General features: G+C 37.4%; 13 protein-coding genes. 4 read left to right on the top strand and 9 right to left on the bottom strand.

Going from position 1 to position 19,425, the window contains the following annotated elements; all coding sequences use genetic code 11:
- Nucleotides 1-51 precede the first annotated feature (51 nt).
- A complete protein-coding gene (gene uvrA / locus FNN08_RS14635; RefSeq protein ID WP_143587101.1) occupies nucleotides 52-2,883 on the top strand; it encodes an excinuclease ABC subunit UvrA in 2,832 nt (943 codons plus the stop codon).
- A 185-nt stretch (nucleotides 2,884-3,068) separates the two neighbouring features.
- On the opposite strand, the gene FNN08_RS14630 is transcribed toward uvrA, so the two are convergent.
- The 3 genes from FNN08_RS14630 to FNN08_RS14620 all read right to left on the bottom strand — a co-directional run bounded on the left by FNN08_RS14630 (nucleotide 3,069) and on the right by FNN08_RS14620 (nucleotide 9,205).
- Nucleotides 3,069-6,221: an efflux RND transporter permease subunit gene (locus tag FNN08_RS14630; RefSeq protein WP_143587099.1), complete on the bottom strand. Its 3,153-nt coding sequence runs from the start codon at nucleotides 6,219-6,221 to the stop codon at nucleotides 3,069-3,071.
- An 11-nt stretch (nucleotides 6,222-6,232) separates the two neighbouring features.
- Nucleotides 6,233-7,339, bottom strand: coding sequence for an efflux RND transporter periplasmic adaptor subunit (locus tag FNN08_RS14625; protein ID WP_143587097.1), 1,107 nt, complete (start codon nucleotides 7,337-7,339; stop codon nucleotides 6,233-6,235).
- A gap of 516 nt (nucleotides 7,340-7,855) precedes the next feature.
- Complete coding sequence (locus FNN08_RS14620) at nucleotides 7,856-9,205, bottom strand: YjiH family protein (protein WP_221931806.1); 1,350 nt, start codon at nucleotides 9,203-9,205, stop codon at nucleotides 7,856-7,858.
- A gap of 238 nt (nucleotides 9,206-9,443) precedes the next feature.
- Between FNN08_RS14620 and trmA the strand changes: the two genes are divergently transcribed.
- Entirely contained in the window at nucleotides 9,444-10,541 is a 1,098-nt protein-coding gene (gene trmA, locus FNN08_RS14615) for a tRNA (uridine(54)-C5)-methyltransferase TrmA (protein WP_143587093.1), read from the top strand.
- 32 nt (nucleotides 10,542-10,573) lie between these two features.
- On the opposite strand, the gene fabR is transcribed toward trmA, so the two are convergent.
- Nucleotides 10,574-11,200, bottom strand: coding sequence for an HTH-type transcriptional repressor FabR (gene fabR, locus FNN08_RS14610; RefSeq protein ID WP_143587091.1), 627 nt, complete (start codon nucleotides 11,198-11,200; stop codon nucleotides 10,574-10,576).
- A gap of 140 nt (nucleotides 11,201-11,340) precedes the next feature.
- On the opposite strand from fabR, the gene FNN08_RS14605 reads away from it, so the two are divergent.
- Nucleotides 11,341-12,459 (top strand): acyl-CoA desaturase, encoded by a 1,119-nt coding sequence (locus tag FNN08_RS14605; RefSeq protein WP_143587089.1) that lies wholly within the window; start codon nucleotides 11,341-11,343, stop codon nucleotides 12,457-12,459.
- Nucleotides 12,452-13,039 (top strand): phosphoglycerate mutase family protein, encoded by a 588-nt coding sequence (locus FNN08_RS14600; protein WP_143587088.1) that lies wholly within the window; start codon nucleotides 12,452-12,454, stop codon nucleotides 13,037-13,039. Before FNN08_RS14605 ends, FNN08_RS14600 begins: the two co-directional genes overlap by 8 nt.
- Nucleotides 13,040-13,073: 34 nt before the next feature.
- Here FNN08_RS14600 and FNN08_RS14595 read toward each other — a convergent pair whose 3' ends face one another.
- The 5 genes from FNN08_RS14595 to FNN08_RS14575 form a co-directional block, all read right to left on the bottom strand.
- Nucleotides 13,074-13,481, bottom strand: coding sequence for a hypothetical protein (locus tag FNN08_RS14595; protein ID WP_143587086.1), 408 nt, complete (start codon nucleotides 13,479-13,481; stop codon nucleotides 13,074-13,076).
- 32 nt (nucleotides 13,482-13,513) lie between these two features.
- Nucleotides 13,514-14,257 (bottom strand): DUF4919 domain-containing protein, encoded by a 744-nt coding sequence (locus FNN08_RS14590; protein WP_185962685.1) that lies wholly within the window; start codon nucleotides 14,255-14,257, stop codon nucleotides 13,514-13,516.
- A gap of 119 nt (nucleotides 14,258-14,376) precedes the next feature.
- Entirely contained in the window at nucleotides 14,377-15,195 is an 819-nt protein-coding gene (locus FNN08_RS14585; protein WP_143587082.1) for a mechanosensitive ion channel family protein, read from the bottom strand.
- Nucleotides 15,196-15,322: 127 nt separating this feature from the next.
- The gene (locus FNN08_RS14580) at nucleotides 15,323-18,193 is read right to left on the bottom strand and encodes a M14 family zinc carboxypeptidase (RefSeq protein ID WP_143587080.1); all 2,871 of its coding nucleotides are present in this window, start codon (nucleotides 18,191-18,193) and stop codon (nucleotides 15,323-15,325) included.
- 419 nt (nucleotides 18,194-18,612) lie between these two features.
- Nucleotides 18,613-19,425: elongation factor Tu (locus FNN08_RS14575; protein ID WP_143587078.1), on the bottom strand; the 813-nt coding region annotated here is incomplete at its 5' end.

Raw genomic sequence — 19,425 nt, 5'->3', positions numbered from 1 at the left:
GGCCTATTCTATTAGAGTGATGTTAGAGCCGAAGGCAGCAAAAGGAAAAATATGAAACAAATTGAAGTTCGTGGTGCCCGTACCCATAATCTAAAGAATATCGACGTAGATATTCCAAGGGATCAACTCGTAGTGATCACTGGCTTATCTGGCTCAGGTAAATCATCATTAGCTTTTGATACTTTATATGCAGAAGGTCAACGCCGTTATGTAGAGTCATTATCGGCTTATGCTCGTCAATTTTTATCGTTAATGGAAAAGCCTGATGTCGATCATATTGAAGGTTTATCGCCAGCAATTTCAATTGAGCAGAAATCAACTTCACACAATCCACGTTCAACTGTTGGTACTATTACTGAAATATACGATTATTTAAGATTATTGTACGCTCGTGCCGGTGAACCAAGATGCCCTACTCATAAAGAGCCATTAACTGCAAAAACAATCAGTCAAATGGTAGATAGTGTACTTGAGCTTGAAGAAGGCACTAAAGTAATGTTGCTCGCTCCTGTAGTACAAAACCGTAAAGGTGAACATGTTAAGTTGCTCGATAACCTTGCCAACCAAGGTTACATCCGCGCTCGAATTGATGGCGAAGTTTGTGATTTATCCGATCCACCTAAGCTAGACTTACACAAAAAGCACACTATTGAAGTGGTTGTTGATCGCCTTAAAGTTAGAGAAGACATACAAACTCGTTTAACTGAATCATTTGAAACAACCTTAGGCCTTACCGATGGTATTGCCTCTATCGCATTTATGGATGAGCCTGAACGCGATGAATTATTATTCTCAGCCAATTTTGCTTGTCCGCAATGTGGCTATAGTATGCAAAAGCCTGAGCCTCGTTTATTTTCTTTCAATAACCCTGCAGGTGCTTGTCAAAGCTGTGACGGCTTAGGCATTAAACAGTTTTTTGATCCTAACCGAGTAATTGCTAATAGCGAATTAAGCTTATCTGGTGGCGCCATTCGTGGTTGGGATAAACGAAATTTTTATTACTTCCAAATGCTCACCTCACTTGCCGAGCATTATCAATTTGATTTGAATACAGCGTTCAATGAACTTGATGAAGAAATTCAGAATATAATTCTCAATGGTAGTGGCAGCCAAAATATCCAGTTCAAATATATGAATGACCGTGGTGACATTGTTGTTCGTAAGCATCCTTTCGAGGGCATCTTAGTTAATATGGACAGACGCTACCGTGAAACTGAATCTAATGCAGTTCGTGATGAACTTGCTAAGTATTTGAATTCGCAAGCCTGCCCTAGTTGTTCTGGTAGTCGTTTACGCCTAGAAGCTCGAAATGTATTTGTTGCGGATAAGCCTCTTAATGAAATCGTTGAATTTTCGATTGCTGAGTCGGCCGAGTTTTTTGCTAATTTAAACCTAAGCGGACAACGGGCAAAGATTGCTGACAAGATATTAAAAGAGATCAATGATCGCTTAGGCTTTTTAGTTAATGTTGGCCTTAATTATTTATCCATATCTCGCAGTGCTGATACATTATCGGGCGGTGAAGCACAGCGCATCCGATTAGCCTCGCAAATTGGCGCCGGCTTAGTTGGGGTAATGTATGTGCTTGATGAGCCCTCTATCGGTTTACACCAACGTGACAATGAACGTTTATTAAAAACACTGATTCATTTACGCGATTTAGGTAATAGTGTCATAGTTGTTGAACATGACGAAGACGCTATTAAACTGGCAGATCATGTTATCGATATCGGCCCAGGTGCTGGTGTTCATGGTGGCCAAGTTATCGCCGAGGGTACTATTGATGATATCTTAGCTAACGAAAATTCTCTTACTGGCAAGTACTTATCCGGGGTCGAACAAATAGAAGTCCCGAAAAAGCGTACACCAATAGATACTGAAGAAGTACTAGTGCTTAAAGGCGCCTCGGGTAATAATCTTAAAAACGTTGATTTAACCTTACCTCTAGGTTTAATGACATGTATTACTGGTGTATCGGGCTCAGGTAAATCAACGCTAATCAATGACACTTTATATAAGATTGCTCATATAGAACTGAACCGAGCAACAGTAGATGTTCCATCTCCTTATAAAAGCATTACCGGACTTGAGAAACTCGATAAAGTAATTGATATTGACCAAAGTCCGATAGGTAGAACTCCACGCTCAAATCCAGCTACTTATACAGGTATATTTACAGCCATTCGTGAAATTTTCTCTGCCACGCAAGAATCTCGATCTCGTGGTTACAAGCCAGGTCGCTTTAGCTTCAACGTGAAAGGTGGTCGCTGTGAAGCTTGTCAGGGTGATGGTTTAATTAAGGTAGAGATGCACTTTTTACCTGACGTTTATGTACCTTGTGATGTTTGTAAAGGTAAACGCTATAACCGTGAAACTTTAGAAATACGCTATAAAGGCAAGAATATTCATGAGTTATTAGACATGACTATTGAAGATGCTTTTGATTTCTTCCACGCAATTCCTGCGGTTAAGCGTAAACTACAAACCTTGATTGATGTGGGCTTGTCGTACATTAAATTAGGACAATCTGCTACTACCCTTTCTGGTGGTGAAGCTCAGCGAGTTAAGCTTGCTAAAGAATTATCTAAACGCGATACCGGACAGACGCTTTATATCTTAGATGAGCCGACTACTGGTTTACACTTTCACGATATAAAACAGTTAATGCATGTTTTACATAGATTACGTGATCACGGTAATACCGTAGTTATTATTGAGCACAATTTAGATGTGATAAAAACGGCGGACTGGATTGTTGATTTAGGCCCTGAAGGTGGTGCTGGTGGTGGCGAGATCTTAGTTACTGGTACACCAGACGATGTTGCTAAAGATAAAGTCTCACATACCGCCAGGTTCTTAAAACCATTATTAGAGAATAAATAATTCAGAGGCATAGAGTGACCTATACATCCAAGTCACATCAGTCCTGGGTTCAGTCTCTAGTCTTCTAGTCTTCTAGTCTTCTAGTCTTCTAGTCTTCTAGTCTTCTAGTCTCTAAATCATATTTCAGGCAATAAAAAAGCGAGCTAATAGCTCGCTTTTTTGATGCTCAATTTATTGATATTAAATTAAGCTTTTGCTTCTCTGTCAGCATCAGCCTGTGCAGCTAGTTCTGTACGAGACCCAAAACGTTCACGCAGTTTTTGGAACATCATAAAGAACACAGGAACGAAAATACAACCAACAACTGTTGCTGTTACCATGCCGCCCCATACTGAGTGGCCCATAGTATTACGTGAAGCAGAACCAGCACCTGTAGCTAATACTAATGGAGTTACACCTAAGATAAATGATAATGCAGTCATCAATACCGCACGCATACGTAACTTAGCTGCTTCAACACCCGCTTCAAGGATAGTCATACCACGCTCTTCACGAAGCACTTTAGCAAACTCAACAATTAATATTGCGTTACGACATGCCATACCTATCATCAAGACTAAACCAATTTGAACGTAAAGGTTTAACGTGCCGCCCATAAGCGTTACAAACACCATAGAACCAAGTAATGCTGTTGGTACACAAAGCATGATTGCAAATGGTGTTACCCAACTTTCGTACTGAGCAACTAGGAAAAGGTAAGTGAATAGCATAGCTAAACCAAATAATGCGCCCATACCACCAGAAGTTTTAACTTCTTGGTAAGTTTGACCAGTCCACTCATAAGCATAACCAGCAGGTAATAAGTTATCACCAACATCAGAAATAGCTGCGATTGCATCACCAGAGCTTACACCCGGCATAGGTACAACAAGTAACTGCGTTGCGTTAAACAGGTTATAACGGGCTGAAACATCGGCACCAGTTATTTTCTTAAATTCTGAGAAAGCAGAGAAACGAACCATTTGTCCAGAAGCAGCTCGTACATATAAGCTATCTAAATCAGATTCATCATTTCTGTATTCTGCATCAGACATGATATTTACTTGGTAGTTTTTACCAAATTTAGTGAAATCATTTACGTACTTCTTACCAAACATTGTTGCTAAGGTATTATTAATATCAATTGGTCTAACGCCTAATTTAGTTGCGGCTTCATAGTCAATATCAAGTAATAACTGTGGTACTTGTGAAGTGTAAGTAGAAAATGCTACCGCAATTTCAGGACGCTTCATTAGCTCACTTGCAAATAATTGATATACAGGACCTAAAGACTCAGTAGAGCGACCTAAAGTATCCTCAAGCATAACAGTAATACCTGAAGTTGAACCTAAACCAGGAATTGCAGGAGTAGCTAATACTAAACCTTTTGCTTCAAAACTATTTGCTAATATTTTACGGGCTTGCGCCATAATTGCCACTTGCGATAATTCAGGCGTTTTACGCAGACTCCAATCATCTAAAGAAATGATTAACATGGCTGAGTTTGTTGCAGCAGTACCTTTAAGTAAACTAAAACCATTTGCTGAAAGTACTGTTTTAACACCTGGAATAGCATTTAACTGATTAGTAATGTCTTTTACTTCGTCAACGGTTCTAGCAAGTGTTGCTGCTTCTGGTAAAGATACGTCCATAATAAATGAACCTTTATCTTCATCAGGTAAGAAACCACCTGGTAAGTTAACACCTAAGTATCCAGTGTAAGCAATCAAACCAACAAACACAGTTAAGGTAAGTAAGAATCGACGACCTAAGAACTTAACTGTACCGCCGTAGCCAATAGTTAAATTATCAATAAACTTGTTAAACCAACCTAGAGGACCTTTAGTTGCTAGAGGCACAATTTTCATCATAGTTGCACAAAGTGCAGGTGTTAATGTTAGTGCTACCACGGTAGAAATAATTGTAGAAGCAACAATAGCTACACCAAATTGTTGATATAAAATACCAACCATACCTGGGGCTAAAGATACAGGTACAAATACCGCCATCAATACTAAAGCTGAAGCAATAAGTGGCGCGGTAACTTCTTTCATAGCTAATGATGTAGCTTCTTTAGCTGGTAAATGATCTTCGTGCATTAAACGTTCAACGTTTTCAATTACAACGATCGCTGCATCAACTACCACACCAATGGCAAGGATCAAACCAAACATGGTAATGGTGTTTATATCCATACCAAAAGCTTGCATTACTAAGAAGGTACCAACTAATGAAACCGGAATTGCGATACACGGTATAAGTGTTGCACGCCAGTTTTGTAAAAATAAGAAGGTAATAATAGTTACTAACACTAAGGCTTCATATAAGGTTTTAACTACTTCTGACATCGAAGTTTTAATAAATAACGTAGAATCAAAAGCGATATCGTATTCTAAGTCATCAGGGAAAGATTTTTCTAATTCGACCATTTTAGCTTTCAGGGCATCAGCAACTTTTAACGAGTTTGCACCTGGTGCTAAATAAGCAATCATAAGTGGGCTTTCATATTCATTGTAGAAAGCTTTGGTGTTGTATTTTTCTGACGATAATTCGACACGAGCTACGTCTGAAATACGTACAAAGCTACCATCTGGCTCACCACGGATAATGATGTCTTCAAATTGCTTGGCTTCTTTTAAACGACCTTTGGTTTGAATTGTATATTGGAATACTTGCGCAGATGGTGCTGGGCTTTCACCTATTTTACCTGCCGAAATAGTCGCGTTTTGAGATGCGATAGCTGATGCAACTTCACTGTCAGAAACATTTAAAGCTGCCATTTTTTCATTATCTAACCAAATACGTAATGAGTAGTTCTTCTCACCCATTACTTTAAGCTCACCAATACCTGCGGTACGTAACAGTGGATCTTTCATATTCAAAGCCATGTAGTTTGAAATATAAAGGCCATCGTATGTGCCATTAGGAGAGTATAAGCTTACTGTTAATAACATTGATGGTGAAACTTTAGCAACCGTAACACCAAGCTGATTTACAACACCAGGTAGCTTACTGCTTGCTTTGTTTACACGATTTTGCACAAGTGTTTGTGCAAAGTCAGCATCGGTGCCAATCTCAAAAGTAATACGTGCAATATAACTACCGTCGTTACTTGATTTTGAATCAAGGTAAATCATACGTTCAACGCCGTTTACCTCTTGCTCAATAACAGATGCCACAGTATCACGAATAGTGTTGTGATCAGCGCCAGGAAAGAATGCTTTAATTTGAATTGTTGGTGGCGCTACACTTGGGTATAGCGACACTGGCATTTTAAGTAAAGTTAAAACACCAGCAAGCGTTAAAACAATAGATAATACAATCGCAAATTTCGGGCGATTTATAAAAAAGTCAGCCATGAATATATTTCCTATTGTTTAATTGGAGAAACAGGTTTACCTGGTTTAGCTCTTAAAATGCCCGTAGTTATAACTAACTCACCTTCGTTTAAGCCTTTTTTCACTATCCAGTTACTTTCAAAACGGTCGCCCAATGTAAGGTAGCGCTTTTGTGCAACGTTGTTTTCATCAACAACTAACACATAACGGCCAGACTGATCTTCTTGAACAGCTTTTTGTGGGATTGAAAAGAATTTACTCTTACGCTTGTCTGTTGCAACAACCGTAACATTTTGACCACTTAGCAATAGTCCTTGAGGGTTAGGGAAGATTAAACGGTAAGTAACTGTACCACTCGTTGGCGAAACTTCATTACCTATATAGTCTAATTGACCTTCATGCTCGTATATAGCACCGTTTGGTAATTCAAGTTCTAGTGTACTGATTTGGCTTGCTGTACGCTCTTGTAAATCAAGCATATTTTCAAAATGCTCTTTTTCGCCAATTTGACTATAAACTTGTACAAATTGATTAGCCGTGATTTCAACTAGAGGACCTGATAATGGGCCTTTAATTTCACCAACACTTACGTCAGTTAAACCAACTACACCATCAATTGGAGAACTAATACTAGTTTTCTTCAAGTTAAGTTCAGCAGAAACCAGTGTAGCTTGCGCTGCAGCCATAGCCGCTTTTGCAACATCCAAATCAACTTTAACTTGTTCAGCATCTAATTTACTTAGCACGTTTTCACTTGCTAAAGACTCTGACATGTTATTTTTAACTTCTGCTAGCGCAACTTCAGCTTTTGCTTGCTCTAATGCACTTTTCGCATTCGCTACTTTTGCTTCAAACGGTTTAGGGTCCATTCTAAATAGAACTTGACCACGCTTAACATTTGCACCTTCAACAACGTTACTGGCGATAATTTTACCGCGTATTTCAGTTGAAATCTGAACTGTCGACATTGCTTCGGTTTTGCCCGGGTATTTAGCAACTAGATTAAGTTTTTCGTATTGCATGCTTAGCACGCCGACCTCTGGTGCTGCTACTGGAGCTGCAACCTTTTTTTGTTGCTCGCCACAACCGGTAACTAATAATACCAACAGTGATGATATTCCAAGAACTTTGAAGCGCATTATGATCTCCTGCGAATTCTAATTTATTTTTTTAACATATGTAATATATCAGTAAGATTGCAAGCCATATGTTTTAATAAGAAAAAATATGTAACTCAAAAAATAGTGATATCGCACAAATAATATTCTATTTGATGAAAATTCGTATAAAACAGTTAACTTTATACTAGTCTAATTTTTTTTATTTTAAATGTTTTTAAACAAAAAAAAGTGCACTTTTAAATAAAAATTGCCACTATTTTGTTCTGTGATTGCAATAGCTTAGCTAATTTTAAAGACTTAATATTGCGCACAAGGCTTATGTTAGCAGTATGTTAACAGGGTTAACAGACATTTAAAGGTGATTGTCTTCAACTTATAGCTAAAAATCTATTATCGAAAAGCTAGTTTTGATTCTGATCAAACTAGTGGCTAAAACCACTTAAATGGCAAACTTTTCAATTTGTAACTGAAAACAAAAAAAACCTATTTTCGGTTACAATTAATAACAATATTTTAGGAACTTATAAGGGCAATTTAGAAAACTAAATGCGCTACTAAAACAATTACCGGTAAAGTAACAATTGTTCTTAAGATGAAAATAATAAAAAGTTCTAGCAGGTTGACCGGAATTTTCGTACCTAGAAGCATAGCGCCAACTTCTGACATATAAATTAATTGCGTAATAGATAAAGCCGCAACAATAAAGCGAGTCATTTCATTATCAACACCAGCAATTAATATTGAAGGTAAAAACATATCGGCGAAGCCTATCACTACCGACTTAGCCGCAACTTCAGCTTGTGGCACCTGCAATAACTCTAGATAAGGAACAAAAGGCATACCTAAGTAATCAAATATAGGTGTAAATTCCGCTAACATAAGCGCTAGTGTACCTATGCCCATCACCACAGGAAGTACAACTAAAATCATTTCGCAGACGTTATGAAAGCTTTGTTGGAGAACAGACTTTAAGCTAGTGACTTGCGCAGCTCTGGTAATTGCTAGTTTAAAAGCGTGACTAAAAATATTTGCATGCTCAGGAATTGCATGAGCAAGAGGATCCGGACTTGTACCATCTATATATAGATCTTTCTTAAAAGATAACGGTGGTAATCTAGGTACGATTAACGCCGCAACAAAACCAGCTAAACAAACAGCAAAATAAAAAGGTACGAACATATGAATCAAGCCAACTTCAGCAATAACAATTAAGCTAAAAGTTATAGATACAGCCGAAAAAGTAGTCCCCACTACCGCGGCTTCTCTTTGGGTATATATATTCTGCTCATATTGTTTACTTGTTAGTAATACACCTACAGTGCCATCACCTAACCAAGACGTTGTACAATCGATTGCTGAGCGACCAGGCAACTTAAAAAGCGGCCTCATTACTTTACTAAATAATGTGCCAACTAGCTCAAGCAAACCAAAGTTGAGTAATAAGGGTAAAAGTAATCCTGCAAAGATAAATACAGAGAATAAAATTGGCATAAGATCATGTAATAGCAAACCACCAGTGTTTTCACTCCAGATCATTGCCGAACCCTGTTTAAAATAAACTAACACAGCAAAAGCAGCGCCTAAACAACGGACCACTAACCAAGCAGGTGACACAATAAAAAGGCTGCCAAGCAATGAACTAACATGAACCGACTTGGGCTGTAGAGTGCTAAAGAAAATGGTTAATAACGCGCTTATCACTATAACGACACAAACCAACTCGAGAATAATAGAGGATAAGCTTTGTTGAAAAAACTTTGCTATGACGGCTACAGGAATGCTCATTTCACCATTAAAGCTGATCGGCAACATAAAAAATCCTACCCCCACAATTGAGGGTATAAAAAACATTAGGAGGTTACGCAGGGTGAAAATAGAGTTCATGTTAACAAAGACTTAATATTAAATTAGGAGGATTTATTATTACTATGGCACAGAATAATAAATAAGCACGATTAGTAAATTATATCGAATTGTATAATGGCAAGCCAATAGCAATTGTTAATTATATTAACAATTGCTTTTTAACTACTTATTCGTTGCTGTTAATAAAGTAAGCAATCCTTGAGCTATCGAACAACAAAGGCTAAAATTCGCACTTAATGAAAAATAAGGTCCTTTTATGTTTAGTCACATCCATCCTGATAATTACGCGTCGCAATTAGCAAAAAAAAAGCAAGACATGGCAGCTTTGTTTGCTGACTTTGATGTACCTGATGCGGAGATATTTACTTCAGAGCCTTTAAATTATCGACTGCGTGCTGAGTTTAGGGTTTGGCATGATGGTGATGACGTTTACTACATTATGTTTAATAAAGAGACACGAGAAAAATATCGCGTTGATACTTTTCCTGTGGCTAGTGAAATAATTAACAAAGCCATGAGCGCGTTAATTACAAACATTAAAGACAATGAGCTATTGCGTAGAAAATTATTTCAAGTTGATTTCCTCTCAACGCTAAGTGGTGAATTATTAATTAGCTTGCTATATCACAAACAGCTTGACGATGAATGGCAAGTTGAAGCTGAAAAGTTAAAGCTTAAATTAGCAACTATTGCTCCTACAGATATTATTGGTCGTGCGCGTAAACAAAAGGTAGTGCTTGGCAAAGAGTTCGTTACTGAAATACTGACAGTAAAAGGTAAACAGCTCAAATACCAACAAGTTGAAAATAGTTTTACCCAGCCAAATGGTGGCGTAAACCAAAAGATGCTAACTTGGGCCAGTGATGCAACTGAAAATTCATCCGGCGATTTAGTTGAGCTGTATTGCGGTAATGGTAATTTTAGTATTGCCCTTGCACCTAATTTTGAAAAAGTACTAGCAACTGAAATATCAAAAAGCTCAGTAACGTCAGCACAAATCAACATAGCTGATAATAATATTGATAACTTAGATATTATTCGTATGTCGAGTGAAGAATTTAGCCAAGCAATGAATGGCGAAAGAGAATTTAGGCGTTTACAAGGATTTGATTTATCAAGTTACAGTTACGATACAGTATTAGTCGATCCTCCAAGAGCAGGTCTTGATCCTGCTTCTGAAGAGCTGGTATCGCGTTTTGAGAAAATTATCTACATTTCTTGTAATCCACATACACTGCATCACAATCTGAAAACTTTATGTAAAACTCATAAAGTTGAAAACTTTGCCTTGTTCGATCAGTTCCCTTATACCGACCATATCGAATGTGGTGTTATTTTAACAAGACACAAATAGCTAAAAGAAGTAGGTGTAAGCATTAATTATGCTTACACCTTTTTATCAGCTTTGGTTCTAGCACTTAGATCCATAGCACCTCGTGCGATGAAACGTAACTGCTTTATTGTGCGGTTAGTTAACTCTTCTTTTTCAGCTTTATTAGCATCTAAAGCTTCAGCCCCTGCACTAAATACAATAATTACAGCTGCATTAGCTTGTAAGTAGCTCGTTTCATGGTCAAGCTTATTTGCTTTTTGCAAGTAATCACATAATTCCATAGTAAAGTATCGGATCTCTCGATTTACCGCAGATCTAAACTCTGGGGAGGTACCAGAACGCTCTCGTAAAAGTAAGCGAAATACGTTGCCATTTGCTTCAATAAATTCCATAAAGGTAAGCACTGAAATTTGAATTACCGAGCCGCCCTTTTCAATTCTTTGGCGTGCTTGCCTCATTAACTGCCTTAAAGTTAAACCAGCTTCATCAACAAGGGTAAGACCAAGTTCGTCCATATCATTAAAGTGGCGATAAAATGACGTTGCTGCTAAACCGGCCTCTTTAGCTACCTCTCGTAAGCTTAGATTTGAAAAACTGCGCTCAGCACTTAACTGATTTAAGGCTGCATCAACTAGCAGCCGACGAGTTTTCTCTTTTTGTTGTGCTCTAATTCCTGACATTGCTCTTTATAATTCAATGGATTACTAATTATTATCATAATAGCATAAGATTTTAATTGACTGCTATCAAACAAAAGATAGAATAGTGTACACGTGTAAGCTCAACTTATACTGTAGTATTATTAATTAAAGAGAATAAAATGACAAAACCGCGCTTGCTTTGGATTAATATCCTAGTCTTTCTGACCACCTTTTCAATTGCCGTTATAGCAGTTCCATACCACGCTCTAACTCACGGCTTTGACAGCTTTGAAATTATTGCAGCATTAATCTGTTTTTGTTTTTGCGGAATGTCTATTACTGCTGGTTACCATAGATTATGGTCTCACAAAACCTATCAAGCTCACCCAGTATTAAAGTTTATTTTTGCTATTGGCGGCGCATTTGCCCTGCAAAATTCAATTTTACACTGGTCTTCTGATCATCGAGTGCACCACAAACACGTTGATAACAACGATGTTGATCCTTACTCGGCAAAAAGAGGGTTTTGGTATTCTCATATTGGTTGGATGTTACGAGATTATCATGCAGATACCTATAGCAATTACGATAATGTTCGTGATCTACAAAAAGATAAAATTGTGATGTGGCAGCACAAGAATTATTTGCTGCTTTCTATTATCACTAATTTGGGTATCCCTATTGCCCTTGGTTTATTAAATGGCGATCTCCTTTCTGCAGTTTTATTAATTGGCGTATTTCGTCTAGTAATGAGCCACCATACAACTTTCTTTATTAATTCACTTGCGCACATTTGGGGCAAACAAACCTACACAGAAAAAAATACGGCAAGAGACAACGGCATTCTGGCGTTTTTTACTTTTGGTGAGGGTTACCATAATTTCCACCATATTTTTGAAAACGACTACCGCAACGGTATCCGTTGGTGGCACTTTGATCCCACCAAATGGTTAATAAAAAGCTGTAGCTATTTAAACTTAACTCATAAGTTACGTAAGACACCTGAAGATAAAATAGCTAAAGCCAAAGCTAGAATGCAATTAGTAAATAGTCAAAAACGTGTGCATGTAAAAGAAAATGCAGAGGAATTAATGGCAAAGCTTCAACATGAGTACGAAGTACTTATCGAGCAGATGAACTTATACTATGAAACTAAAAAGCAATTGATTGCGGCTAAGAGTTGTCAAATATCTGAAGAAGTAGAGCGCATGCAATTAAAGCAACGCTATAGTGAAATTAAAGAAAACTTAAACCAACACATGAAAAATTGGAACTCGTTAAGATCGCAGTATGCATAAAACTTATAACGAGAGTTTATCAGCAAAGCAATTACTTACCTTCGTTAAGTGTATTGTTTTGCTGTTATGTGTTTGCGTTGCAATAGTAAAGCCAGCACAAGCAAACACAATTGATAATTCAATTAACCTCAATACGGTAAATAAACATACTATTTACTTAGTTCGTCATGCAGAAAAGCTGACAGATAATAAAGATCCGGGCTTAACACAGTGTGGGTTGCAAAGAGCTGATGCGCTTGCAAAACAGTTGGGCGCAGTCGAGTTCACTAAAATCTATAGTACTAACTACCAACGTACTGTTTTAACGGCAATGCCACTGGCTAAGCAAAACAACAAAAAAATTAGTTATTATAACCCCACAAAGCTTAAACAATTTGCCATACAGCTTGCGAATGAGCAAGGAAGCAGTTTAGTAGTAGGTCATAGCAATACTACCGCTGTCTTAGCTGGTTTACTCACACAACAGCAACTAGATAGTTTTGATGAGAGTATATATGACCGCCTTTATCAAGTAGTGATAATTAATGGCCATGCCAGTTTACAATTAATCATGCAGAACTTTAACTGCACTATAGATTAATTAACGTTATGTTTAGGCTATCCAAATATATCAATTAAGTTTGATCGGAAGAGATCGGCTTACCTTCACTAACTAATTCAGCAGAAATAACCTTGAATGGGCGTCCCCACATCTGAATAGTCATAACGTCATTATCAATATGACCGAACACTTTAATAACAGCTCCATTTTTTTTATATTCATTAGGTAAATTTAATGGTAAAAATTGCTGACCATCTTCGGTAGTCAAACCAAAAAATCCACCTTCTAAATTGTAAAATTTAAGTGTTCCTGTATACCATTGATTGATGCTTTGGTCTTGATTCATATTTTCTGTATCGACTGTATTCATAACCTGATCATTTGTTGCTGTTTTACCATTTACATTAGACTCTTTATTTGCACATGCAAATAGCGGTACAGCCATTGCGCAACAAACTGCAAACTTAATTATACTTTTCATATTACCTCTTTAGTTATTCTCTTTTAATCACTTTATTTTATATCTTTAAAGCCATATTGCCACTGTGAGCTGATATCAAAAAACAATTCAAATTCTTTATTTGAATCAGGATCTTTAACCGTTATAACATCATAGGTTTTATCTTCAAATTCTAATAGTGACTGCGTAATAAGAGTGAAGCCACTGAACTTTAAAAATGCATATAATTCAGATTTACTGGTGCAAAATAATGGGCTCATTGGCGAAAGGCCATCACCAGATTGCCACATAGCTTGCAGAAGGTGGGTCATAATTGTGCGATGATATTTACCCTGCTCAACTAAATTACTTTCAAAAGAACAAGCCATGGCACCGTAATGAGCATCTAAGCTAATGTAATTAGTAGCAAGTATCTTGCTACTAACATCACTACAGGCAAGCCAGTTTTTAGATTCAATATTACTATACATATCAGCAATTAATTCTGCTTCTTTGCCCATAAAAGGTTGATAATACTCAGTATGAATATAAGTAAGTTTCAATGCTTTAACGTATTCAAAATTAGGAGTGGTTTTTACCTTTTTTAATAACCCTTGGTATTGCTCATTTGCTTGCGTGTAAGACGAGCTCTCTACTTGTTCTAAATGTTCTACTTGATCTGCTTGTTTTATTTGCTCACTTTGCTTGGAGCTTTGTTGCGTAGATGGAGTCGGGTTATTTTGCGCTACTGGCTCTTGTGAGCCATTTGATGAACAACCAAATATCGATATAGATAAAATTAAAATAATAAAACGCACTTGCAACCCTTGGTAATAATAACTAACTGATTAGAACCTTCATATTTAATAAAGGTTCCTTGCACTGGCAACTTTATTAAGCAAGTTGCTATCAGTGCGTTATACCAGATATAACACTATTAATCTGAAGTTTTATGTAAATGCACATCCATTTGCGGGAAAGGTATATTGATTCCTTGTTGGTTAAACGATTTATAAATATTGCCATTCATCGCAAAGAATACATCCCAATAATCTTCAGACTTTACCCAAGCTCTTACGGCAAAATTTACCGAACTATCAGCGAGAGCAGAGACTTCAACAAAAGGTTCAGGATCTTGTAAAATTCGTTCATCAGCTTTGCATAGCTCTAACATGAGTGCTTTAGCCTGATCTATGTCATCACCATATCCAATACCAAAGGTCCAATCCACTCGTCTTTGTGGTTCTGTAGAGTAGTTAGTTAACGAACCTGTCGATAAGCCACCATTTGGAATGATAATGGTTTTATTATCAGGAGTTTTTAGTACTGTATTAAAAATTTGTATTTCAGCAACTGTACCTGTATATCCCTGAGCTTCAATAAAATCACCAATACGGTAAGGTTTAAAGATAAGGATAATCACGCCACCGGCGAAATTTTGTAAAGTACCAGACAGTGCCATACCTATGGCTAAACCAGCAGCACCTAATATGGCAACAAATGAGGTCATTTCTATACCGATCATGCTCAGCACAGTAATTACCAGTAAAACTTTCAATAAAGCACCAGTTAAGCTCTTAATGAAAGGTTTTAGAGTTGGATCTATTTTAGCTTTATCTAATCCCCTACTAATCCCTATATTAATGGCTTTGATAACCCACGCACCTATTATCCAAACAAATATAGCTCCAACTAATTTGGGTCCATAAAGAAGAGCTAAATCAATCATATCTGCCATTAATTTTTCGTGATCCATAACATGCCTTAATTTTCTTAATTTGCTAATAAGTATAGGAATATAAATCACTTTTACTAATTATTTGCTTTTAAAAATTAAAATTTTACGACCAATATAAAAAAAGAGCCTTTCGGCTCTTTTCTGATTACAAGTTAATTGGCTGATATGCGCCCAACCCTGGACCGTACACAATAGCATTAAGTAATAGACGCGCCGTACCTTTAGTTGCTCCTCTAAAGTTAGGTGAATTAGCAAACATAATTACTTGCCCGTTACCTTTTTTATCACGAGTTAGGTATGCCGAATTACTGATACGCTGAGATGCTTCCGGCCAAACCAATCCACTCATGCGTAGATATAAGTCTTTACCTTTCGGTATAGTGGACCAACCGATCAAGCGCTCTTTCGCTTTCGGGTTATCAACTAGAACGCCATATCTCACCACTGCGCTTGTAGGACTCTTTGTCATTAACAATGGTGAGTTATCAGTTAATACGGGGAGCACTTCATTCACTCCATAGGTAAGCCAACTCTTTTGATCAGTCCTAGTGGCAACCAATGCACCAGAAGGCATAAATTGTGACGTCCAACTATCCCAACGGCTTAATTGCTCTTTGCCCATAGGTTTCAATTCTTCTTGGTTTTGCCAAGGAAACCAAATCGACTCTGCAACTGTATTACTTGAGATTAAGTTCTCATTAGAGATCGATGTTTGTTCTGCTAACCACTCTTTATAGAGTGCAATATTATAGTCTTCGATATCATCAAAAGTATCAGATAATAACGAGGTACTTGTAAACTTTTCATCCTTAGCAAACTGATTAATCGAATTACTGGTAACAATCAAAGTACCACCAGCCTTTACCCAAACATCAATAGCAGCAATATTGCCTTTACTTAACTCTCCATACCAACGGCCAGGAATAATTAATACGTTATACGATCTTAAATCCATTGAATTAAACAGTTCTTGGCTTAAATGAGAATGACGAATACCAAGCTCTGTATCTAACATATGCCAAATATGACCATAATCGTACGGGCTGATCCCTGTTTGCGTTAATAATGCTATTTGTGGACGCTTTAACAACTTAAAATGTTCACCACCAATATCAGGTAAATCTTCATCACCTAAACCTTGATTTATCGCTTGTACTGATACTTTCTTGTCAGCAGCAGCTTGTGTAACAACATCTACAAGATTCTTAATGTGCTTATTATCATGTTGAGTAACCGCAATTGAGCCTCGACTAAAACTCAGATCATTAAACAGTGCTTCTCTATCTAACGCTCGTACATTCACTCCTTGCTCTAACAATCTAGCCGCAAACCCGACGGAACCATCATTAGCTCCATCAACGAGGTAGGCAATTGCATTGTCTGTACTTGCAACACTAGAATCTTCACGTAGGTATGGTTTTAGACCACTATCAAAATGATGACCAACTTCCAATGCTTCAAGCCCATAAAGCATAGTTAAATTCCAAGCTGTTGCATCGTACATAACCGAGCTGCCATCACGTAATGTTTTTTGACGTTCTTCAAGTAGTACTTGGTCTTTAATTTTTGCATCAAACTCTAAAATAGCGGCAATAAGTGGGGCATCATATTGACGATTTGGAATAACAATTGAACCAGCAGGGAGCTCTGTTAAGCTCAATTTTTGACCTAGCTGATTCTTAGCGTTATGTACTTTAGTATTTCGCTCTATCGCATAATATTCAATACCCTGTAAATCGAGTAAATCTAAAAATTTATTTAGGCGCGATTTATTTTTTGTTGGCAAAATGATAAAACTTTTGTTGGCATAAATACCCGACTTAGCCACATGAGCCTTGCGATTATTAACAAAATCGGAAAATATTTTCTCTTTATGATTACTTAGAGTTTCGAGATTAGTCATCGAACTATAGAATTGATGATGAACAGATTTTTTGTAACTTCGGATCTGTCCGTTCTCTAACCTAACTCCATCCTCAGCGGTACGAGCTTGTTCATAAAGAATATGAATTGAACCCTTATATTCTGAGTAATTAGAGTAACCAGGATATAAATTTTCAAACCACTCACCAGTGTAATAAGGCCAAGCTTTCTTATCAAACGCTGCGGCTTGTTCTTTGGCAAAAACTTTACTCCATTGATTAATACTAGGAGCTATGTGTTCATTAATTGGCTCTCTTGGAGGACCAAATAAGAATGTATCAAGTGCCCCCATTTCATGGCCATCAATCATTAATAAAGGAAACCATTGGTTAATGGCAGTAATACGTCCACGAGATTCAGGGTTAACTGCGTAGTAAAAGTCTCTATTTAGGTCGAAATGATAATGATTAGTACGACCAAATGGCCAAACACCTGAATGTAATAAAGACTGCACATCAAAATTCGCAGAGGTACTTCTATTCTGCTCTAATTGTTTAGTAAAGCGTGCTCTACCATCAGGGTTCATCATAGGATCTACTAGAACAACAAGATTGGATAATAAGCTTTTTACTTGCTCTTCTTCACTGGCAATTAAATGGTAAATAAGCGCAAGTGCAGAATCAGCACCTGAAGATTCATTACCATGAATAGAATATGCCATCCAAGCAGTTGCAGGAGTGTTATCTATTAATGTTTTAACTTGCTTAGTAGACAAGTCACCAGGGGTACTTAATGCTTCTACATTGGATTTAATTTTATCAATATTTTTAACATTATCAGCGCTTGAAATAATTAAATAATGCAGCGGTCTATTTTCATAGGTACGCGCATATTCAATAATATTTATCCGATTACTTTGCTCTGCCCATAAATTTACTAAATTATTTATTTGTTCAGGAGTAGCCGTTTTTTCACCTACTTCAAATCCTAAAAATTTATCAGGAGGGGTAATTTTAGAATCATATTTCCCATATAAAATATTAGGGTATTCTGCTTCAGGAAGTGGTGTAGGCTCCATTAATGCCGTAGCATTTGCATTGAAGCCTGCAAACATTAGCAATAGAAAAGTAGCGAAACGCTTAATAATTATCATAGTCCCTTCTTCTTTGTTGTTTTTTTAATCTAATTAACTATAGGGGTTTGATATAAAAAGATAAAGCTTAGCGGGGATATTAATACTCTATATCGGTAACGGTGTACTTTTCGAGATATCATTGAATACCCACAGAGTTTTTTAACTTACACCTCGTCATCCCGTCATGCTTTTGGACGGGACCTCCTAAATTGACAGCGTGCTTACTTTATTTCAGGCGATTAATTGTCTGTACGGCTCTAGAAAGTTGCAAGCAACTTTTCTTCAACTTAGAAAGTTGAAGCAATTTGGAGAATTCATCCATTAGGATAAATTCTGATCCAAATCGTCATCACGGAACTCCGTGAAGCTGGTCGTACAGGCATAAAAAAAGGCCGCGATGCGACATTTTTTATTAGTGTTTGGTGTTTACCAAATCATTAGTCAATGATTTTAGAAACAACACCAGCACCAACTGTACGGCCACCTTCACGGATAGCGAAGCGTAAACCTTCTTCCATCGCGATTGGGTTGATTAGCTCAACAACAAACTTAAGGTTGTCGCCAGGCATTACCATTTCAACACCTTCAGGAAGCTCTACAGCACCTGTGATATCTGTTGTACGGAAGTAGAACTGTGGACGGTAACCTTTGAAGAATGGCGTATGACGACCACCTTCATCTTTACTTAACACGTATACTTCTGATTCGAATTTAGTGTGTGGGTTAACTGAACCAGGCTTACATAATACTTGGCCACGTTGTACGTCTTCACGCTTAGTACCACGTAATAATACACCACAGTTCTCACCAGCACGACCTTCGTCAAGAAGCTTACGGAACATCTCAACACCAGTACAAGTAGTAGTAGTTGTGTCTTTGATACCTACGATAGCAACTTCGTCACCTACACGTACGATACCACGCTCAACACGACCAGTTACAACAGTACCACGACCTTGGATTGAGAAAACATCTTCGATTGGAAGAATGAAGTCACCGTCGATTGCACGCTCTGGCTCTGGAATGTAAGAATCAAGTGCGTCAGCTAACTCAACAACTTTCTCTTCCCACTTAGCTTCACCTTGAAGTGCGCCTAAAGCAGAACCTTGAATTACTGGTAAGTCATCACCTGGGAAGTCGTATTCTGAAAGAAGTTCACGAACTTCCATTTCTACTAATTCTAGTAATTCTTCGTCGTCTACCATGTCACATTTGTTCATGAATACGATGATGAAAGGAACACCAACTTG

It is taken from the genome of Thalassomonas sp. M1454, from assembly GCF_007097525.1.
Lineage (GTDB): Bacteria > Pseudomonadota > Gammaproteobacteria > Enterobacterales > Alteromonadaceae > Thalassotalea_A.
This window is presented reverse-complemented; position numbering and strand designations above follow the sequence as displayed.

Bases quoted from the DNA above. Each gene is read 5' to 3' on its own strand.
- FNN08_RS14625 (WP_143587097.1), bottom strand. From the start codon at position 7,339: ATGCGCTTCAAAGTTCTTGGAATATCATCACTGTTGGTATTATTAGTT.
- FNN08_RS14585 (WP_143587082.1), bottom strand. From the start codon at position 15,195: ATGGATCACGAAAAATTAATGGCAGATATGATTGATTTAGCTCTTCTT.
- FNN08_RS14580 (WP_143587080.1), bottom strand. From the start codon at position 18,193: ATGATAATTATTAAGCGTTTCGCTACTTTTCTATTGCTAATGTTTGCA.
- fabR (WP_143587091.1), bottom strand. From the start codon at position 11,200: ATGTCAGGAATTAGAGCACAACAAAAAGAGAAAACTCGTCGGCTGCTA.
- FNN08_RS14620 (WP_221931806.1), bottom strand. From the start codon at position 9,205: ATGAACTCTATTTTCACCCTGCGTAACCTCCTAATGTTTTTTATACCC.
- FNN08_RS14630 (WP_143587099.1), bottom strand. From the start codon at position 6,221: ATGGCTGACTTTTTTATAAATCGCCCGAAATTTGCGATTGTATTATCT.
- FNN08_RS14605 (WP_143587089.1), top strand. From the start codon at position 11,341: ATGACAAAACCGCGCTTGCTTTGGATTAATATCCTAGTCTTTCTGACC.
- trmA (WP_143587093.1), top strand. From the start codon at position 9,444: ATGTTTAGTCACATCCATCCTGATAATTACGCGTCGCAATTAGCAAAA.
- FNN08_RS14600 (WP_143587088.1), top strand. From the start codon at position 12,452: ATGCATAAAACTTATAACGAGAGTTTATCAGCAAAGCAATTACTTACC.
- uvrA (WP_143587101.1), top strand. From the start codon at position 52: ATGAAACAAATTGAAGTTCGTGGTGCCCGTACCCATAATCTAAAGAAT.
- FNN08_RS14595 (WP_143587086.1), bottom strand. From the start codon at position 13,481: ATGAAAAGTATAATTAAGTTTGCAGTTTGTTGCGCAATGGCTGTACCG.